This is a genomic window from Nitrosospira sp. CT (assembly GCF_059489795.1).
Genome location: NZ_JCAHZJ010000020.1, coordinates 53,505 through 69,191, shown reverse-complemented (window position 1 = coordinate 69,191; position 15,687 = coordinate 53,505). Strand labels below are relative to the sequence as shown.

Below are 15,687 nucleotides of genomic sequence, written 5' to 3'. Positions count from 1 at the left end.
CGAGGCAGCAAAGGCAACAGCAAGCGCGAGCAGTGCGGTGATGTATGACGTGAACGAAGCGGCAGTACATGACGCAATGATACGTCAGAGAAAAGAGCAACTCATATCGACGTGTATGCTGACACGTGGATACACATACGACCCGCTAAAGTAGAGATTAAAACAGCACATCGAGCCCACCCTAACCCGGTGGGTTTTTTATTGCCCATGAAGCTGACAACACTCAAGCCTCGGCTCAGCGCTATAGGCACATCAAGAGTGCCGACGCTCCAGCATACTCGTCCCGGTATCGTTGAGCGCAAGAGAGGAAGCGCTGGCGTCAAGGACAGAGAGAACATCAAGCGTCGAGACTGCGGCAAGTGCCAGTCATGCGGGAGACTCGGAAGAGTAGTGGATCACATCGTTCCTCTGTGGGCAGGAGGATCAGATGATGAGAGCAACAAGCAACTGCTGTGCGATGACTGTCACAAAGAGAAGAGCGCGCTCGAGGCAACGCAGAGGGCCGGGGGTGGGCAAAAGTCTACAGCTTTCCTGCTTGGACACCGCGCGCCTTCCCACGCAGACAAAAAATTCCGTATTTGAAAAGAATCAGCAAATGACTGGCGCAAAAGGTAAGAGTGGCGCGCCATTCCACGCGGATCCATATTCAAAAAGAATCAGCAAATGGCGGATAGACCGCTCTCGTGGAGAGTCGATCAGCTAAACACTATCTATGGCAATTTTTGCAGGGAGTAGTACTTTCGTACAAATGAGTCAAATAGCCAGGACTCCTATAATCCGTTGGGCGAGGAATTGTTCTCGTCTAACAGAGGGAGTCTGAAGTGGTGGAATTTTACGCTCTATTTTTTATTATCATTCTTGCTGCCATTTCTTGGCGGCTATATCGGGCGCTACAGCCCCAATACGCGCCCAAACAAAGACTGATTCCGACTAAGGTTTATGAGTGGCCGGATGAGGGAGATGAATTCGATATTGTTGGGGAGTCTCATTATCAAAAATCAATAAAGATTCTTGCTGGACCAAACGACGAACATGTTTATAACAAAGAGTATCGAGCTTTCCTTATCCCGGAAAATGACAATCCCTATGACAAAAAGGCTGTGCGCGTAGATATAGAAGGAATGATGGTCGGTTATTTAAGTAGAGAAGATGCCCCGGATTTCAGGGAGAATCTTAGGGAAAAGAGACTTACTGGAAAAATTACGGCTTGCAAGGCCACAGTTATAGGAGGCCGGGGCCCGAACGGTAAAATATGGAGTTATGGCATACGCCTTAGCTTAAATCTCTTTGAGTAGCAGCATTGAACCTCTCCACCCTCACCCACATTGTGGGGCAGCTAAATCAAATCCAGAGATACACAGAAGACCTGGACAAAGTCGAGAATCATAGAGCTTTAAAAGTCAGAGCCGAGGAAACCCGCGTCATAGCGTTCACTCTCGGCAAGCCAAAGGCTTTCAGATTAATTGCCTCCGTCCTCGATACGAAGCTCGCAATGGATAGTATTTACAGGCACTGGTATAGTGTCGCCGCAAATAAAAAGGGGTTCGGCCCGAAGGCGTGAACCCCTTGTTCGATAGATCGTGATACCCATCTATCGAGATGACGGCGCTAATTCTAAACGAAGTTACAATAAAACGCAATACGCCTACGCCAATAATGAGTAAGACTGCTTGCTATATAGATGGATTCAATCTCTATCACGCCATCGATGCCCTCAACAACGAGCGATTAAAGTGGCTCAATTTAAGAGCTTTGGCACAAACTATGCTGCGCCCTGGGGAGTATTTAACACACGTCGTATATTTCACCGCGTACATGAATTGGGAACCTGAGAAGCATAAAAGGCATCGCGCTTATGTCGACGCTTTAAAATCTGTGGAAGTCGAATGTATTGCCTCTAACTTTAATAAAACGAAAAAATACTGTAAAGGGAGTCAAGGCTACTGCAACTTCAAGGAGGAGAAGAAGACTGATGTCGGAATTGCTACTCGCATACTATCTGATTGCTTTACTAGCCAAGTGGACAGGGTGATACTGCTGACCGCAGACAGTGATCAAGTGCCCTTGGTTGCCTCGATACGAGGACTATGTCCGCAAATAAACGTCTCCATCTTTTGCCCCCCAGATCGAGCCTCAATCGCCAGAGAACTGATCAATATTTCCCACGATTACAAAGAAATAACCCCAGGACGTCTTGAAAAATGCCTTTTTCCCAGGAATGTTAAAAATGCGCGTGGACAGCAGGTGGCTATAAGCCCTGCCAAGTATCAGGCGCCTAGATTTTGATCATATGGTTACAAATCGGTTACATTATCGGGAATGTAAAAGAGGAGTTACGCAATATATTTGGTAACTTCTTGTTTTATTGGTAGGCCGTGGCAGATTCGAACTGCCGACCAACGGATTAAAAGTCCGCTGCTCTACCGGCTGAGCTAACGGCCCATAGGTGCGAGGGGACGTGCATTATACCGGCTCACTCTCCCGATATAAAGTTTTTTGACTGCCCTGTAGAACACATCGGTCTTTGTAAACAGCTGCTCGAATTGCGTTTCATCACAGAACCGCTTTTGTTATTCTGTGCGGAGGCTTGTTGAAGGAATAATTTTTGAGCAGCGATGTGATCGTGATAGGTGGCGGAGTTGCCGGGCTTGCCACCGCGTGGGAATTATTGCGTTCAGGCGCGACAGTTACCGTACTTGAGCGCAATCTTTGCGGTCAGGAAGCATCCTGGGCGGGGGCCGGTATACTCTCGCCATTGCTGCCATGGGACTATCCGGAAGCGATCACACAGCTTACACAGTTTAGTGCTCATCTGTTTCCCCAATTTGTTGAAGCGTTGCAGGAGGAAACGGGCGTCGATCCGGAATATAAGGCCAGCGGCATGCTGGTGCTGCCCGATTCTTCCTCCCAAGCCTATGTCGAACCGGGGGCGTTTGATAAGTACAGCCGGATGCTTCTGGCCGAACGCTGGTGCACACGTCACGCCATACCCGTGCAGGAGGTTCAATCCAGTCAAATAGCTCCTTCGCTCATGCGCGACACGGCCGCACTCTGGCTGCCCGAGGTATGTCAGGTAAGAAATCCGCGTTTGCTGCAGGCGTTGATAAAGGCGGTGAAGGGGCTTGGCGGTAAAGTCATCGAGCATGCCGAGGTTGCCGGCTGGAAGATCGAGCGGGGGTACGTCCAATCCATCAGTACGCTGGCGGGCGAGCGTCATTCTGCAGGGCAGTATGTTGTTGCTGCAGGAGCATGGAGCAGGCGGCTTCTGGCCGAGCATGCGGAAGCGCTGGAGGTCTGGCCGGTCCGCGGCCAGATTCTGTTGTTCAAAGTGCGATCAGGGTTGCTCGAGCCGATAGTGCTCGACGAGCGGAACAATTTTTATCTCATCCCCCGTCGGGACGGGCACATACTTGCGGGCAGCACCCTAGAGGAAGCCGGTTTCGACAAAAGTACGACGTCCGAAGCGCGGGAAACATTGCTTGCAAGGGCGCAAGCCCTGATTCCTGTTCTTGCTGAGGAGACGATCGTCGCGCACTGGGCAGGCCTGCGGCCGGCTTCACCTCATAACATACCTGTGATTTCCGTGCATCCAGCGATCTCCAACCTGTATCTCAACAGCGGTCATTATCGCTATGGCGTCACCATGGCGCCCGGCAGCGCGCAGCTCGTAGTCAACATGATCCTGGGCAAACTCCAGCCGCTCGATGTGGTGCCCTATCAGTGGCCGGTTTGAACCCGATCGGTGGCGATCTGAACCCGGTAAGTTTGAATCCAGTAAGTCCGATTATCAACCAGGGAGGACCTCTTGAAGAACTCATTCTTGTCGGCTTTATGCTGGGGGCGGGGGGTGATAACATTGCACCACTTCAATAAAGGACTCAATAAGGACTACAAGGCATAGAATTATGGCGGGTCACAGCAAGTGGGCTAATATCAAGCACAAGAAAGCCGCGCAGGATGCGAAGCGCGGCAAGATTTTCACCCGTCTCATCAAGGAAATTACCGTTGCCGCAAGACTCGGCGGCGGAGATCCGAACAGCAACCCGCGATTGCGCCTGGCTGTCGATAAGGCTTACGAGCAGAACATGCCCAAGGAAAACGTGGAGCGCGCGATCAAGCGCGGCAGCGGCGATCTGGAAGGTGTGAATTACGAAGAAATACGTTACGAAGGTTATGGCATTGCCGGTGCGGCCGTGCTGGTCGATTGCATGACCGACAATCGCGTGCGTACCGTGGCAGACGTGCGCCATGCTTTTACCAAATACGGCGGTAATCTTGGCACGGACGGTTCGGTAGGTTTTCTTTTCAAGCACTGTGGCCAGTTGCTGTTTGCTCCGGGCACGGACGAAGACAAACTGATGGAAGTAGCCATGGAAGCCGGCGCCGAGGACATTATCGGCAATGCTGATGGCAGCATCGAAGTCATCACCGCGCCGTATGAATTTGTCTTGGTGAAGGAGGCGCTGGAGAAGGCAGGGTTTAAGGCAGAGCTGGCCGAAGTGACCATGAAGCCTGTCAATGAAACCGAATTGACCGGGGACGATTCGGTAAAAATGCAAAAGCTGCTCGATGCTTTGGAAAGCATCGACGATGTACAGGAAGTCTATACAACCGCGGTGATCGACTGAGCAGGTTTTCCGGCAGAAAGAAGGCAATCAAATCCGTATACTCGGCATAGATCCAGGCCTGCGGCTAACCGGTTTTGGAATCATCGACAAGACCGGCGGCAAACTGGTCTATGTCAGCAGTGGCCGCATCAGGACAGTTGAGGGTGAATTGCCGTTGCGCCTCAAATGCATCATGGATCACCTCAACGAAGTCATCGCAGAGCACAAGCCTGATCACGTCGCGATCGAGCAGGTGTTTGTCAATGTCAATCCAAAATCCACCTTGATGCTTGGGCAGGCGCGCGGAGCGGCGATATGCACGGCAGTGCTGAATAATCTGTCCGTTGCAGAGTATACGGCGCTGCAGATCAAGCAGGCGGTGGTCGGTGAAGGCCACGCCCGGAAAGAACAGGTGCAGGAAATGGTAAGACGGCTATTGCGCCTCACCGGCCAGCCTGCGACGGATGCCGCCGACGCCCTTGCCTGTGCTATTTGCCATGCCCATGGAGGGCTGGGATTGGGAGCCCTGTCGACCGCCGGTTACCGGGTAAAACGGGGGCGCCTCATATGATCGGCAGAATAAGCGGGCTCCTGCTGGAAAAATTTCCCCCGCTGGTGCTGGTTGACGTCCAGGGTGTGGGTTATGAGATCGACGTGCCCATGAGCACGTTCTACAACCTGCCGGCCGTCGGCACGCAAATCACGCTCCACACTCATTTCGTCGTGCGCGAAGACGTGCATCTGCTTTTCGGTTTCGCTACCGAAGGCGAGCGGCAGGCTTTTCGCCAGCTCGTCAAAATTTCCGGCGTTGGGGCAAGAACTGCGCTTGCTTTACTATCCGGCCTGAGCGTGGCTGACTTGCAGCAGGCGGTGTCCGATCAGGATCCTGCCCGTCTGATCAGGATTCCCGGCATCGGCAAGAAGACGGCCGAGCGCTTGCTGCTGGAATTGCGCGACAAACTTGACCTGGCCGTGTCCGCGATTTCGGGTGCAACGGGAGCCCGGCGCCCCTCAGCAATGGGAAGCGATGTGCTGAATGCCCTGTTGTCTCTAGGGTATAATGATCGCGAGGCCAATTGGGCGGTCAGGCAGCTATCCGTGGATCTCTCCGTTTCGGACGGCATAAAACAGGCATTGAAGCTCTTGTCAAAAGAGAAATAACGTCTTTATGGGCAGTGGGAAAACCCCATCCTTCGGATTACCGCTCCGGAGCCGCCGATTTCCTGAAATGAATTTATCTCTGCAATCCAATACAACCAGCAGAAAACAGGGCGGGATAGCCGCTTTTTGAATTGGGAATGATAGAAACAGACCGCCTGATCACCCCCGCACCCATTTCGTTTAAAGAAGAGGATCTGGAGCGGGCGCTGCGGCCGAAGCATCTGGCCGAATACATAGGCCAGGAAAAAATTCGCGGACAGTTGCAGATATTCATCGAGGCGGCAAGGCGGCGCAGGGAAGCGCTCGATCACGTACTGCTGTTTGGTCCGCCCGGTCTTGGTAAAACCACCCTTGCGCACATCATTGCCAAGGAGATGGGCGTGGGACTGCGCCAGACCTCCGGTCCGGTGCTGGAACGCCCAGGCGATCTTGCCGCCCTGCTGACCAATCTCGAACCCAACGATGTTTTGTTCATAGATGAAATCCATCGTCTCTCCCCGGTCGTGGAGGAAATTCTCTATCCGGCACTGGAGGATTACCAGCTCGACATCATGATCGGCGAAGGCCCTGCCGCACGTTCGGTCAAGCTCGATTTGCCGCCTTTTACCCTGGTGGGCGCCACGACCCGGGCCGGCATGCTGACCAACCCGCTGCGTGACCGTTTTGGCATCATCTCGCGCCTGGAATTCTACTCAGTCGAAGAACTCACCCAGATCGTTATGCGCTCCGCTGCCTTGTTGGGAGCAGATATCTCTTCCGATGGCGCCACTGAAATTGCGCGCCGTTCGCGTGGAACCCCTCGCATTGTCAATCGTCTTCTACGACGCGTGCGTGACTTTGCAGAAGTCAAGGCGGAGGGCCGCATTAACCGCGAAGTGGCCGACGCCGCCCTGCTCATGCTGGACGTGGATGCAATCGGACTCGATGTAATGGATAGAAAGCTGCTCCTCACCGTAATGGAAAAATTCGGTGGCGGTCCGGTCGGTGTCGATAACCTTGCCGCCGCCATCAGCGAAGAGCGCGGAACCATAGAAGACGTGCTCGAGCCTTACCTGATCCAGCAGGGGTATATGAAGCGCACTCCGCGCGGGCGCATGGCGACATCTATCGCGTATCAGCATTTTGGTCTGGCGCTGCCAAGGAATGGACTCAGCGGGGATTTGTGGGATGAGAGTCAGTAGTAAATTTCCCGTGATGCAATCGTAGCAGCCGGCGGACCGGTTGCGATGTCGGCATCGATTTCTCAATTGATCAGATAAAGATGTCTTACTCAGGTTCCGAGGTTCCCTTTTCTTTACCCGTCCGCGTCTATTATCAGGATACCGACGCAGGCGGCGTGGTTTATCATTCAACTTATCTCGATTTCATGGAGCGTGCCCGCTACGAATGGTTGCGCGACTTGGGGTTCAATATTCATTCATTAAGTCAGATTCATAAGGTGATTTTCATGGTACGTTCGCTTGGCATTGAATACTTTAAACCGGCCCTGCTGGATGACCTGCTGTACATTACAACGCAGGCAGCGGAATTGGGCAGAAGCCGCATCACGATCGCGCAACGGGTCTTGCGAGGCGACGTTACGCTAGCTGCCGCTACCGTGCAGGCGGTATGCGTGGGAGTGGATAGTCTGAAACCGGTGAGCGTCCCCGCTGCTCTGCGTCTCAAGCTTGGAAAACTATCATGAATCTGACTGTTGGCCAGGATATGTCCCTTTTTCAGCTCATCGGCAGCGCGAGTTTGCCGGTGCAGTTGGTGATGCTGCTGCTGGTGATCGCTTCACTGATGTCATGGTGGTACATTTTTCGCAAACTGTTTGTCATCCGCGAGGCGGAGAGGCAGTGCGATGAATTCGAGAATGTTTTCTGGAAGGGAACCGATCTCAATGCGCTTTTCCAGAGCGCTGCTGCTTCCCGTCATACCGCAGGCAGCATGGAACGGATCTTCGAGGCAGGTTTTCGGGAATTCATGAAGCACAGGCGTCAGCCGGGAATGGATACCGGCACGGCCATGGACAGTACCCGTCGTGCCATGCGCGCGACCTATCAGCGTGAAATGGATCGTCTTGAATCGCATCTCTCTTTTCTTGCGACGGTCGGCTCCGTGAGCCCGTATGTGGGATTGTTCGGCACCGTCTGGGGCATCATGAATTCATTTCGCGGTTTGTCCAATGTCGCCCAGGCCACCATTTCCCACGTTGCGCCCGGTATTGCCGAGGCGTTGATTGCCACCGCCATGGGCCTGTTTGCCGCGATCCCCGCGGTTATCGCTTATAACCGCTATGCCAGCAGTATGGACAGGCTGGCCACGCGGTTCGAGAGCTTCATGGAAGAAATGTCGAATGTTCTGCAGCGGCAGGCCGGCGGCTAGGAACGTGAATAAGGATAGTTTCGGAGAGCGGAGATTGTGACTGAGCGACGCGCCAGAAGGCGCCTGATGAATGAGATAAACGTCGTACCCTACATTGACGTGATGCTGGTGCTGCTCGTCATTTTCATGATCACGGCGCCGCTCATCACTCCGGGCGAGATTGACCTGCCGCAGATCGGGAAGTCCCTGTCGCCACCGGTTGCTCCGCTAGAGGTGATTGTCAAGGCCAACGGTATTCTGGCACTGAATGATCGCTCTGCCAGGGAGGGCGAGAAGCAGGTCAGTCGTAAGGAGCTTGTCGAGGTGATCAAGCAGAAACAGGCGGCAAATGCCGAGCAGCCGGTGGTGATTGCCGGCGACAAAAATGTGCGCTACGAGGAAGTGATGAACGTGATGGATATTCTGCAACAGCAGCAGGTGAAGAAGGTGGGACTGCTGGCCCGGCCGAAATGAGCACGCCTCTGAAAAATTCGGATTTGCAGTCGTCCTTGCAGTCCTTCCGTGGGGGTCGGCCGCTTGTTCGCGCTACCCCGTTGCAAGCTTTTGCTGCTTGCAAAAGATATGTTTCCATGCATTCAGCGTGTCTTGACGCTGGAATTTGTGTTTGCCTCCAGATTACTGAAAGAGCTTGCTTGTAAGTTTGGGTTAGACGCCCACAACGAATACGAATGCCATGGCGTTGAGAAAATTCGTTCGACCTGAACCAGGGCGAGTGCCGGCGGCAGTGCTGGCAGTGCTGGTTCACCTCGTTTTTTTTGCTTTCCTGATTTTCGGCCTCAATTGGAAAACCGAGTCACCGGAAGGGATGATGGTAGATTTATGGAGCAGCCTTCCGCCTGCGCCGGCACCCGTGGTAAGGGCAGCGCCTCCCCCGCCGCCCAAGCCGGTTGAGCCGGCTCCGGAGGTAAAGCCGCCCGAAACAAAACCGGTGCCGAAGCCGGAAACGCCGCCTCTCCCTAAACCTGATATCGCCATAAAGGAGAAAACCGAGAAACCCAAGCCGGAAAAAAAACCGGTAGAAAACAAGCGGCAACTGGAGAAAGAGCGTAAGGAAAAAGAGCGTAAGGAAAAAGAACTGCAGGAGAAAAAGGAACAGGAGCAGAGGGAAAAAGAACGAGAGGAAAAAGCCGAGAAGGAGCGGAAAGAGAAGGAGCGCAGAGAAGAAGAACAAAGAGAAAAGGAGCGAAAAGAGAAGGAACAGAAGGAACAGAAGGAGCAGAAGGAGCAGAAGGAGAAGGAACGGAAGGAGAAAGCCGAGAAGGAACGGAAAGAGAAGGAACGCAGAGAAGAAGAACGAAGAGAAAAGGAACGGAAAGAGAAGGAGCAGAAGGAGAAGGAACGGAAGGAAAAAGCCGAGAAGGAACGGAAGGAGAAAGAACAGCAGGCGCGAGTTGCAGCAGAGGTGGAGCAGCTTCGGCGCGAACAGGAAGAACGCGACAGGCTTCAGGCCGAAGCGGCGGCGCAAGCGCGGCTGGCGAAGGAGATTGACGAATATAAGGCGAGAATTCTTGCCAAGATAAGAAGGAATATCGTGATGCCGCTGGATCTGCCTGGAAACCCGGTTGTCGAGTTCGATGTTACTGTACTTCCGGGGGGCGACATCCTCGATGTCAGGCTGCGCAAGAGCAGTGGATTCGCTGCTTTCGACAGTGCGGTGGAGCGGGCTATTGCCTTGTCCAGGCCGCTTCCGCTGCCGCCCGATCCCGCGCTTTTTCCGAAGTTCCGCAACTTGAGTGTCAAGGTGCATTACCTTGAATGACTGGTATAATCTGTTGTTTCAAAATTAACTTATGGCCATTGCTATGCTGCCCATGCCGTCCCGCTTGCATAAACTTTCCGGCTCTGCTGCCGTTTTGTTCTTCTTGTGGCTGGTCTGCTCGCCGGTGCAGGCTGCTCTCAATATCGAAATTTTCGGTGGAGGCGCCAACCAGATTCCTGTCGCGATAGTTCCCTTTGCGGAAGAGGAAAGACTGGGGGCGCAAAGCCTTACGCCCGTCATTTCGGCGGATTTGCAGCGTACAGGATTATTTAAGCTGGTCGATGCCGGAGGGCTGCGACCGCATGAACCGGCCGAGGTTTCGTACCCGGATTGGATCGGTCGGGGTGCGAGCGCGCTCGCCATTGGTACCGCGATACCCGTCACCGGAGGGCAGATATCGATCCGCGTGCGGTTGCTGGATGTGGCAAGGCGGGCAGAACTGGGAAGTTATGTCGAGACAGTGCCGCCAGAACAACTGCGTGCTGCCGCCCACCGCATTGCTGACATGATCTACGAAAAGCTGACGGGCGATGCTGGCGTGTTCAGCACCCGCATTGCCTACGTGATCAGGCAGGGGAAGAAATACTCGCTCCAGGTGGCGGATGCAGACGGAGTTAATGCCCAGCCGGTCATTGAATATACAGAGCCGATCATATCCCCCGCCTGGTCCCCGGATGGTACGCGGCTGGCATATGTATCCTTCGAGAACAAGAAGCCGGTAGTTTACGTTCAAGCCCTTGCGACTCGGGCACGCAAGGCGGTCGCAAATTTCAGGGGAAGCAATAGTGCGCCGGCATGGTCCCCGGATGGCAGGAAGCTTGCAGTTGTGCTATCTGTAATGGGTGGATCGCAAATCTTTCTGATCAACGCCGATGGCGGAGGACTCCAGCGCCTTACTCAAAGTTCCGGCATCGATACCGAGCCAAGTTTTTCGCCGGATGGCCGTTATATCATTTTCACCTCTGACCGTGGCGGCAGTCCTCAAATTTACCGGATGCCTGTCACAGGAGGTGTATCCAAGGTTGCGGAACGTCTTACTTTCGAGGGAAGCTACAACGTGAGTCCGCGTTACAGTCCTGATGGAAAAGGTTTTACTTTTATCCACCGCAGCGGCGATAGATTCAACGTGGCAATTCAGGACTTCGCGACCGGCCAGGTGCGGTTGCTCACGGATTCGAAATTCGACGAATCGCCAAGCTTTGCCCCTAACGGCAGAATGGTTCTTTATGCAACTGAAATACGGGGTCGTGGTATATTATCCGCGGTTTCGAGTGACGGGAGAACGCGACAACAGCTTTCAACGCAGGCGGGTGATATAAGAGAACCGGCTTGGGGTCCGCTACGGCGTCTGCAGTAATTCCAGTGTATTTTTGGCTAACCTAAAAGGGAACAGAAATGAAAAAAGTTTTGGGCGTGTTATTGATCAGCCTGTTGACGGCGTGCGCCAGCCAGACAAAGCAGCCCGGCGACGAGGATATGGAAGATAGAGATCGATCCCGGGATGCTGCCGCGCAAAGGGAGAGCATGCAGGCTGAGGACTATACATCCCCAACCCTCAATCCGCTTACCGATCCGAACAGCATCCTTTCCAAGCGCAGCATTTATTTCGATTTAGACAGCTATGTAGTAAAGGATCAATTCAGGTCTCTGGTCGCGGCACATGCGAAGTACCTGCGTGAGCATCCCAATTCCAGGGTGTTGCTGCAGGGGCACACGGACGAGCGCGGCAGCCGCGAGTATAACCTGGCGTTGGGTCAGCGCCGCGCGGATGCGGTCAAGTATGCAATGACGCTATCAGGTGCCCAGGAGGGGCAGATCGAGGCTGTGAGCCTGGGCGAGGAAAAGCCCCATGCAATGGGTCATGACGAGGCTGCATGGGCTGAAAACCGCCGGGTGGATATCCGTTATCAGGGTGAATAACCATGCTCCCGCGCGCTTTCCTGCTGTCGGTTCTGATTGTCTGTGGTTCAGTTCATGCGAGAACCTTCGATGATGACAGGGCGCCGCGCCGTATGGTCGCGCAGCAGGCTTCGATGGGTGAACTGCGGAATCAGGGACAAACGTTGGAATCTCGTGTTGGCAGACTCGAAGAAGATCTCGGTAGCCGGCCATTGCTGGAGCTTCACAGCCAGATAGAAAGCCTGCGGCTCGATCTGAACAGGTTACGGGGCCAGATAGAGGTGCTGGTCAATGAAAATGAACTGGCGCAGAAACGGCAGCGGGATTTCTACGTTGATCTCGATAACCGCCTCAGGCGGCTGGAGCAGGCGGAAGGAGCCGATGGGGCAGGGGCGTCCAGGTCGGACGTATCCTCCCCCGCAGCATCCAGCTCCGCCATTGATTCCAATGCAGGTCTGAATTCCGGTCAGGGAGCGAAAGGAACTGCATCTGCTCCTGCCTCGGCTGCTGCAGTTTCGTCCGAATACAGTACGCCTGCCAACAGGAATCCTGTCGCCGAGGGCTCCGCTGGCCGGGCCTATGAGAGCGGATACGATCTGTTCAAGACAGGCAAGTACAAGGAGGCCATATCCAGCTTCAACAGCTTTCTCAGGTCTTATCCCGAATCAAGTTTTGCTGCCAGCGCCCACTACTGGATCGGAAATTCCTTTTATGCATTGCGCGAGTTCAAGAATGCCGTTGCCGCACAGGAAGCGCTGATCAAAACCTATCCGGATAGCCCCAAGGTACCGGATGCGATGCTGAATATAGCCAGCAGCCAGTTGGAGCTGAATAAAAAAGATGCCGCCCGGACAACTCTGGAAAGCGTCATCGTCAGATATCCCGGCAGCGACGCAGCAGACAAAGCCAAACGGCGGTTAATCAGTATCAAGTAGCGGTGTGTGCCGGCAGGACATTTTCCTGCCGGCTTCCGTCCTGTATATGGTTCAGACCCTATCCCCGCATTTCCCACATCTGTCCAGGAAGATTACATCTTCCGCGGAAACGTCAAGCTTGCGGGTCAACGAGATTTTTCTATCACTGCAGGGAGAAACCAGTCGTGTGGGACTACCCACTGTTTTCGTGCGACTCACCGGTTGTCCCCTGCGTTGCGGCTACTGTGATACTGCGTATGCATTCCATGAGGGCGAACGCATGTCCCTTGCCGCTATTCTCTCGGAGGTGGCAAGGCATGGGGCGCGTCATGTTACCGTAACAGGGGGCGAGCCTCTGGCTCAAAAAGAGTCCCTGGCTTTCCTTCGATTGCTGTGTGATGCGGGTTATTCGGTATCACTGGAAACCAGCGGTGCGCTGGATATATCCGGCGTGGATGAGCGCGTGTCCAGGATCCTGGACCTCAAGACGCCCGGTTCCGCAGAGGTGGAAAAAAATCTCTGGAGCAACATTCAGCACCTTACGATCCATGATGAGGTAAAGTTTGTGCTCTGTGACGAAGGCGACTACCGGTGGGCGGTCGAGATGATGGGTAAGCATCGGTTGGACCGTATTTGTCCTGTATTGTTTTCTCCGGTCCATGGCAGACTGGACCCGACTGTCCTTGCGGAATGGATCTTGCGGGATCGGCTGCCGGTACGCATGCAGGTTCAGTTGCACAAATTGCTGTGGGGGGAGGGGCCGGGACGATAACGGGTACTAACGGGGTAAAACAGGCTGTGTCGTGACTCGTTTTTTACAACTTTATGGTTAAGGCAGTCGTGCTGCTATCAGGTGGTCTGGATTCGGCCACCGCCCTTGCTATTGCTCGCCAGCAAGGATATGAGTGTTATGCCTTGAGTGTGAGCTACGGCCAACGCCATGGCTCGGAACTCGCGGCGGCAAAAAATCTTGCCCACTCCTTGGGTGCCGCCGCCTATAAAGTCATTGAAGTGGATCTTTCCACATTTGGCGGCTCCGCGCTTATCGATAAAGAGCGTGAAATTCCGACTGGCGGGATTACGCCAGGCATCCCCAGCACTTACGTACCCGCGCGTAATACCATCATGCTTTCCCTTGCGCTGGCCTGGGCCGAAGTGCTTGGGAGCGGGGATATTTTCATCGGGGTTAACGCCGTTGACTATTCTGGCTACCCAGATTGCCGTCCTGAGTACATCGAAGCCTTCGAGACGATGGCGAATCTCGCGACAAAAACAGGGACTGAAGGAGCGCGCCTGACTATCCACGCGCCTCTCATGAACTTGTCGAAGGCGGAGATCATAAAGAGGGGATGCTTGCTGAGTGTTGACTACAGCATGACCGTTTCCTGCTATCAGGCGGACGATGCCGGGCTGGCCTGCGGCGTATGCGATTCCTGCCGGTTGCGACGGGCAGGCTTCGAATCGGCGAATGTCCCTGACGTAACGCGCTATCACGCAGGCTTCCGGCAGGCAACTGCTCTCTGATGCTCAAACAGAAGGTATTCAACGCCTTGCTTGTTTCATGATTCCGTGGCTCTCGTCTGATTCACCTTTCCCTCCGCTGCACACCGCGCTCATTCAGCCCAATGGCCTGCTGGCAGTAGGAGGTGATCTTTCGCCGCATCGGCTTATCGAGGCATACCGCCATGGAATTTTTCCATGGTTCAACGATGGGGACCCCATTCTCTGGTGGAGCCCCGATCCTCGCATGGTGCTGTTTCCGGGCGAGCTTAAAGTATCCCGTTCGTTGCAAAAATCACTGCGAAAGGGCAATTATGAAATCCGCATCGACAGGGATTTCATCCAGGTCATGCAGGCTTGCGCTGCACCGCGGCGAGACGGTTGCGGAACCTGGATACAGGATGAAATGATTTTCGCCTATACCGCGTTGCATGAAATGGGCTTCGCCCATTCCGTGGAAACCTGGATGGACGGCAAATTGGTGGGAGGACTATATGGCGTTGCGCTGGGACGCGTATTCTTCGGTGAATCCATGTTCTCACGCGTTTCCGATGCTTCCAAAATCGCATTTGTGCATCTGGTGCGGCAATTGGAGCGATGGGGATTTGAAATGATCGATTGCCAGATGAAAACTGCTCATCTTGCGTCCCTTGGTGCGCGTGAAATCCCTCGCAAGGAATTTAGTCAAAGATTGAAAGAATTGGTAAACTATGCGGAACGAGGCGAAAAATGGTGTTTCGATCATGAGCAAGTTGAATGATCTTCCCGCATCCACGCTACAGTTCTACACTACCGCGTCTTATCCATGCAGCTATCTCCCTGAGCAGCTGGCACGCTCGCAGGTAGCGACTCCCAGTCACCTGATCGACACCATTGTTTATGGCGGCCTCGTACAGGCTGGTTTTCGTCGCAGCGGGGCTTTTACCTATCGTCCTTTCTGCGACAATTGCCGCGCCTGCCTTCCGGTGCGTGTGGTAGTTGACAGTCTGACCCTCCGCCGAAGCCAGCGCCGTTCCTGGGAGCGACATCGGCACCTGGTTGCGACTCAGCACGATTTATATTATCACCCCGATCACTACGCATTGTATCTTCGTTATCAAGCTCAACGCCACTCGGGGGGCGGCATGGATCGGGACAGCCGCGAGCAGTACCGGCATTTTCTGCTGCCCAGCAACGTCGATTCGAAACTGGTGGAATTCCGGGAAAACGGTATTTTACGGATGGTCAGCATCATTGATGAGCTGCCTGATGGAATATCGTCGGTCTACACCTTTTTCGACCCGGATGTGCCGGGCGCGAGTTTTGGTACCTATAATATCCTGTGGCAAGTGCACCAGTGCCGCGAATTGAAGCTCCCTTATCTTTACCTCGGCTACTGGATCAAGGATAGCCGAAAAATGGCGTACAAAGCGGCATTCAGGCCATTGCAAGCCTTGATCAACGGCCAATGGGAGCCGCTGGAAAATATCTGATTATCCTT

Annotated in this window: 20 protein-coding genes and 1 tRNA gene; 20 read left to right on the top strand and 1 reads right to left on the bottom strand. The window is 54.0% G+C overall.

Features of this window, described 5'->3' with window-relative positions; translation table 11 throughout:
• Window positions 1–207: 207 nt before the first annotated feature.
• From AC52W5_RS03830 to AC52W5_RS03815, 4 genes are all read left to right on the top strand, one after another.
• On the top strand, window positions 208–582 hold the full coding sequence (locus AC52W5_RS03830; RefSeq protein ID WP_495670033.1) for an HNH endonuclease: 375 nt from the start codon (window positions 208–210) through the stop codon (window positions 580–582).
• 239 nt (window positions 583–821) lie between these two features.
• Window positions 822–1,295, top strand: a complete 474-nt coding sequence (locus AC52W5_RS03825; protein WP_495670032.1) for a hypothetical protein — start codon at window positions 822–824, stop codon at window positions 1,293–1,295.
• 5 nt (window positions 1,296–1,300) lie between these two features.
• Entirely contained in the window at window positions 1,301–1,561 is a 261-nt protein-coding gene (locus AC52W5_RS03820; protein ID WP_495670031.1) for a hypothetical protein, read from the top strand.
• A gap of 95 nt (window positions 1,562–1,656) precedes the next feature.
• The gene (locus tag AC52W5_RS03815; RefSeq protein ID WP_495670030.1) at window positions 1,657–2,286 is read left to right on the top strand and encodes an NYN domain-containing protein; all 630 of its coding nucleotides are present in this window, start codon (window positions 1,657–1,659) and stop codon (window positions 2,284–2,286) included.
• An 80-nt stretch (window positions 2,287–2,366) separates the two neighbouring features.
• On the opposite strand, the gene AC52W5_RS03810 is transcribed toward AC52W5_RS03815, so the two are convergent.
• A tRNA-Lys gene (locus AC52W5_RS03810) sits at window positions 2,367–2,442 on the bottom strand.
• A 163-nt stretch (window positions 2,443–2,605) separates the two neighbouring features.
• Between AC52W5_RS03810 and thiO the strand changes: the two genes are divergently transcribed.
• The 16 genes from thiO (at window position 2,606) to AC52W5_RS03730 (ending at window position 15,679) form a co-directional block, all read left to right on the top strand.
• Window positions 2,606–3,733, top strand: a complete 1,128-nt coding sequence (thiO, locus tag AC52W5_RS03805; protein ID WP_495670029.1) for a glycine oxidase ThiO — start codon at window positions 2,606–2,608, stop codon at window positions 3,731–3,733.
• A 172-nt stretch (window positions 3,734–3,905) separates the two neighbouring features.
• Window positions 3,906–4,628 (top strand): YebC/PmpR family DNA-binding transcriptional regulator, encoded by a 723-nt coding sequence (locus tag AC52W5_RS03800; protein ID WP_074975027.1) that lies wholly within the window; start codon window positions 3,906–3,908, stop codon window positions 4,626–4,628.
• 31 nt (window positions 4,629–4,659) lie between these two features.
• The gene (ruvC, locus tag AC52W5_RS03795) at window positions 4,660–5,178 is read left to right on the top strand and encodes a crossover junction endodeoxyribonuclease RuvC (protein WP_074975028.1); all 519 of its coding nucleotides are present in this window, start codon (window positions 4,660–4,662) and stop codon (window positions 5,176–5,178) included.
• Window positions 5,175–5,768, top strand: a complete 594-nt coding sequence (gene ruvA, locus AC52W5_RS03790; RefSeq protein WP_074975029.1) for a Holliday junction branch migration protein RuvA — start codon at window positions 5,175–5,177, stop codon at window positions 5,766–5,768. Before ruvC ends, ruvA begins: the two co-directional genes overlap by 4 nt.
• A 137-nt stretch (window positions 5,769–5,905) precedes the next feature.
• Window positions 5,906–6,949: a Holliday junction branch migration DNA helicase RuvB gene (ruvB, locus tag AC52W5_RS03785; protein WP_074975030.1), complete on the top strand. Its 1,044-nt coding sequence runs from the start codon at window positions 5,906–5,908 to the stop codon at window positions 6,947–6,949.
• Between the two features lie 80 nt (window positions 6,950–7,029).
• The gene (gene ybgC, locus AC52W5_RS03780; RefSeq protein ID WP_074975031.1) at window positions 7,030–7,452 is read left to right on the top strand and encodes a tol-pal system-associated acyl-CoA thioesterase; all 423 of its coding nucleotides are present in this window, start codon (window positions 7,030–7,032) and stop codon (window positions 7,450–7,452) included.
• Complete coding sequence (gene tolQ / locus AC52W5_RS03775; protein ID WP_074975032.1) at window positions 7,449–8,135, top strand: protein TolQ; 687 nt, start codon at window positions 7,449–7,451, stop codon at window positions 8,133–8,135. The genes ybgC and tolQ overlap by 4 nt, the downstream gene beginning before the upstream one ends.
• A 66-nt stretch (window positions 8,136–8,201) precedes the next feature.
• Entirely contained in the window at window positions 8,202–8,588 is a 387-nt protein-coding gene (gene tolR / locus AC52W5_RS03770; protein ID WP_074975033.1) for a protein TolR, read from the top strand.
• A 220-nt stretch (window positions 8,589–8,808) separates the two neighbouring features.
• Complete coding sequence (tolA, locus tag AC52W5_RS03765) at window positions 8,809–9,894, top strand: cell envelope integrity protein TolA (RefSeq protein ID WP_495670028.1); 1,086 nt, start codon at window positions 8,809–8,811, stop codon at window positions 9,892–9,894.
• 31 nt (window positions 9,895–9,925) lie between these two features.
• Window positions 9,926–11,251 (top strand): Tol-Pal system beta propeller repeat protein TolB, encoded by a 1,326-nt coding sequence (tolB, locus tag AC52W5_RS03760; RefSeq protein ID WP_495670027.1) that lies wholly within the window; start codon window positions 9,926–9,928, stop codon window positions 11,249–11,251.
• Between the two features lie 38 nt (window positions 11,252–11,289).
• Window positions 11,290–11,814 carry a peptidoglycan-associated lipoprotein Pal gene (pal, locus tag AC52W5_RS03755; RefSeq protein WP_074975035.1) on the top strand — a complete coding sequence of 175 codons (525 nt, stop codon included), beginning with the start codon at window positions 11,290–11,292 and terminating at the stop codon, window positions 11,812–11,814.
• Between the two features lie 2 nt (window positions 11,815–11,816).
• A complete protein-coding gene (gene ybgF, locus AC52W5_RS03750; RefSeq protein ID WP_495670026.1) occupies window positions 11,817–12,728 on the top strand; it encodes a tol-pal system protein YbgF in 912 nt (303 codons plus the stop codon).
• A gap of 46 nt (window positions 12,729–12,774) precedes the next feature.
• On the top strand, window positions 12,775–13,479 hold the full coding sequence (gene queE, locus AC52W5_RS03745; protein WP_256210477.1) for a 7-carboxy-7-deazaguanine synthase QueE: 705 nt from the start codon (window positions 12,775–12,777) through the stop codon (window positions 13,477–13,479).
• A gap of 53 nt (window positions 13,480–13,532) precedes the next feature.
• Window positions 13,533–14,231 carry a 7-cyano-7-deazaguanine synthase QueC gene (queC, locus tag AC52W5_RS03740; RefSeq protein WP_495670025.1) on the top strand — a complete coding sequence of 233 codons (699 nt, stop codon included), beginning with the start codon at window positions 13,533–13,535 and terminating at the stop codon, window positions 14,229–14,231.
• A gap of 37 nt (window positions 14,232–14,268) precedes the next feature.
• Window positions 14,269–14,967, top strand: a complete 699-nt coding sequence (aat, locus tag AC52W5_RS03735) for a leucyl/phenylalanyl-tRNA--protein transferase (protein WP_495670024.1) — start codon at window positions 14,269–14,271, stop codon at window positions 14,965–14,967.
• Entirely contained in the window at window positions 14,951–15,679 is a 729-nt protein-coding gene (locus AC52W5_RS03730; protein ID WP_107762600.1) for an arginyltransferase, read from the top strand. Before aat ends, AC52W5_RS03730 begins: the two co-directional genes overlap by 17 nt.
• Window positions 15,680–15,687: the final 8 nt, after the last annotated feature.

Excerpts from the sequence above, each read along its gene's own strand:
- AC52W5_RS03830 (WP_495670033.1), top strand. The coding sequence starts at position 208 with ATGAAGCTGACAACACTCAAGCCTCGGCTCAGCGCTATAGGCACATCA.
- AC52W5_RS03815 (WP_495670030.1), top strand. The coding sequence starts at position 1,657 with ATGAGTAAGACTGCTTGCTATATAGATGGATTCAATCTCTATCACGCC.
- AC52W5_RS03800 (WP_074975027.1), top strand. The coding sequence starts at position 3,906 with ATGGCGGGTCACAGCAAGTGGGCTAATATCAAGCACAAGAAAGCCGCG.
- ruvA (WP_074975029.1), top strand. The coding sequence starts at position 5,175 with ATGATCGGCAGAATAAGCGGGCTCCTGCTGGAAAAATTTCCCCCGCTG.
- ruvB (WP_074975030.1), top strand. The coding sequence starts at position 5,906 with ATGATAGAAACAGACCGCCTGATCACCCCCGCACCCATTTCGTTTAAA.
- ybgC (WP_074975031.1), top strand. The coding sequence starts at position 7,030 with ATGTCTTACTCAGGTTCCGAGGTTCCCTTTTCTTTACCCGTCCGCGTC.
- tolQ (WP_074975032.1), top strand. The coding sequence starts at position 7,449 with ATGAATCTGACTGTTGGCCAGGATATGTCCCTTTTTCAGCTCATCGGC.
- tolR (WP_074975033.1), top strand. The coding sequence starts at position 8,202 with ATGAATGAGATAAACGTCGTACCCTACATTGACGTGATGCTGGTGCTG.
- tolA (WP_495670028.1), top strand. The coding sequence starts at position 8,809 with ATGGCGTTGAGAAAATTCGTTCGACCTGAACCAGGGCGAGTGCCGGCG.
- tolB (WP_495670027.1), top strand. The coding sequence starts at position 9,926 with ATGGCCATTGCTATGCTGCCCATGCCGTCCCGCTTGCATAAACTTTCC.
- pal (WP_074975035.1), top strand. The coding sequence starts at position 11,290 with ATGAAAAAAGTTTTGGGCGTGTTATTGATCAGCCTGTTGACGGCGTGC.
- ybgF (WP_495670026.1), top strand. The coding sequence starts at position 11,817 with ATGCTCCCGCGCGCTTTCCTGCTGTCGGTTCTGATTGTCTGTGGTTCA.
- queE (WP_256210477.1), top strand. The coding sequence starts at position 12,775 with ATGGTTCAGACCCTATCCCCGCATTTCCCACATCTGTCCAGGAAGATT.
- queC (WP_495670025.1), top strand. The coding sequence starts at position 13,533 with ATGGTTAAGGCAGTCGTGCTGCTATCAGGTGGTCTGGATTCGGCCACC.
- aat (WP_495670024.1), top strand. The coding sequence starts at position 14,269 with ATGATTCCGTGGCTCTCGTCTGATTCACCTTTCCCTCCGCTGCACACC.
- AC52W5_RS03730 (WP_107762600.1), top strand. The coding sequence starts at position 14,951 with ATGAGCAAGTTGAATGATCTTCCCGCATCCACGCTACAGTTCTACACT.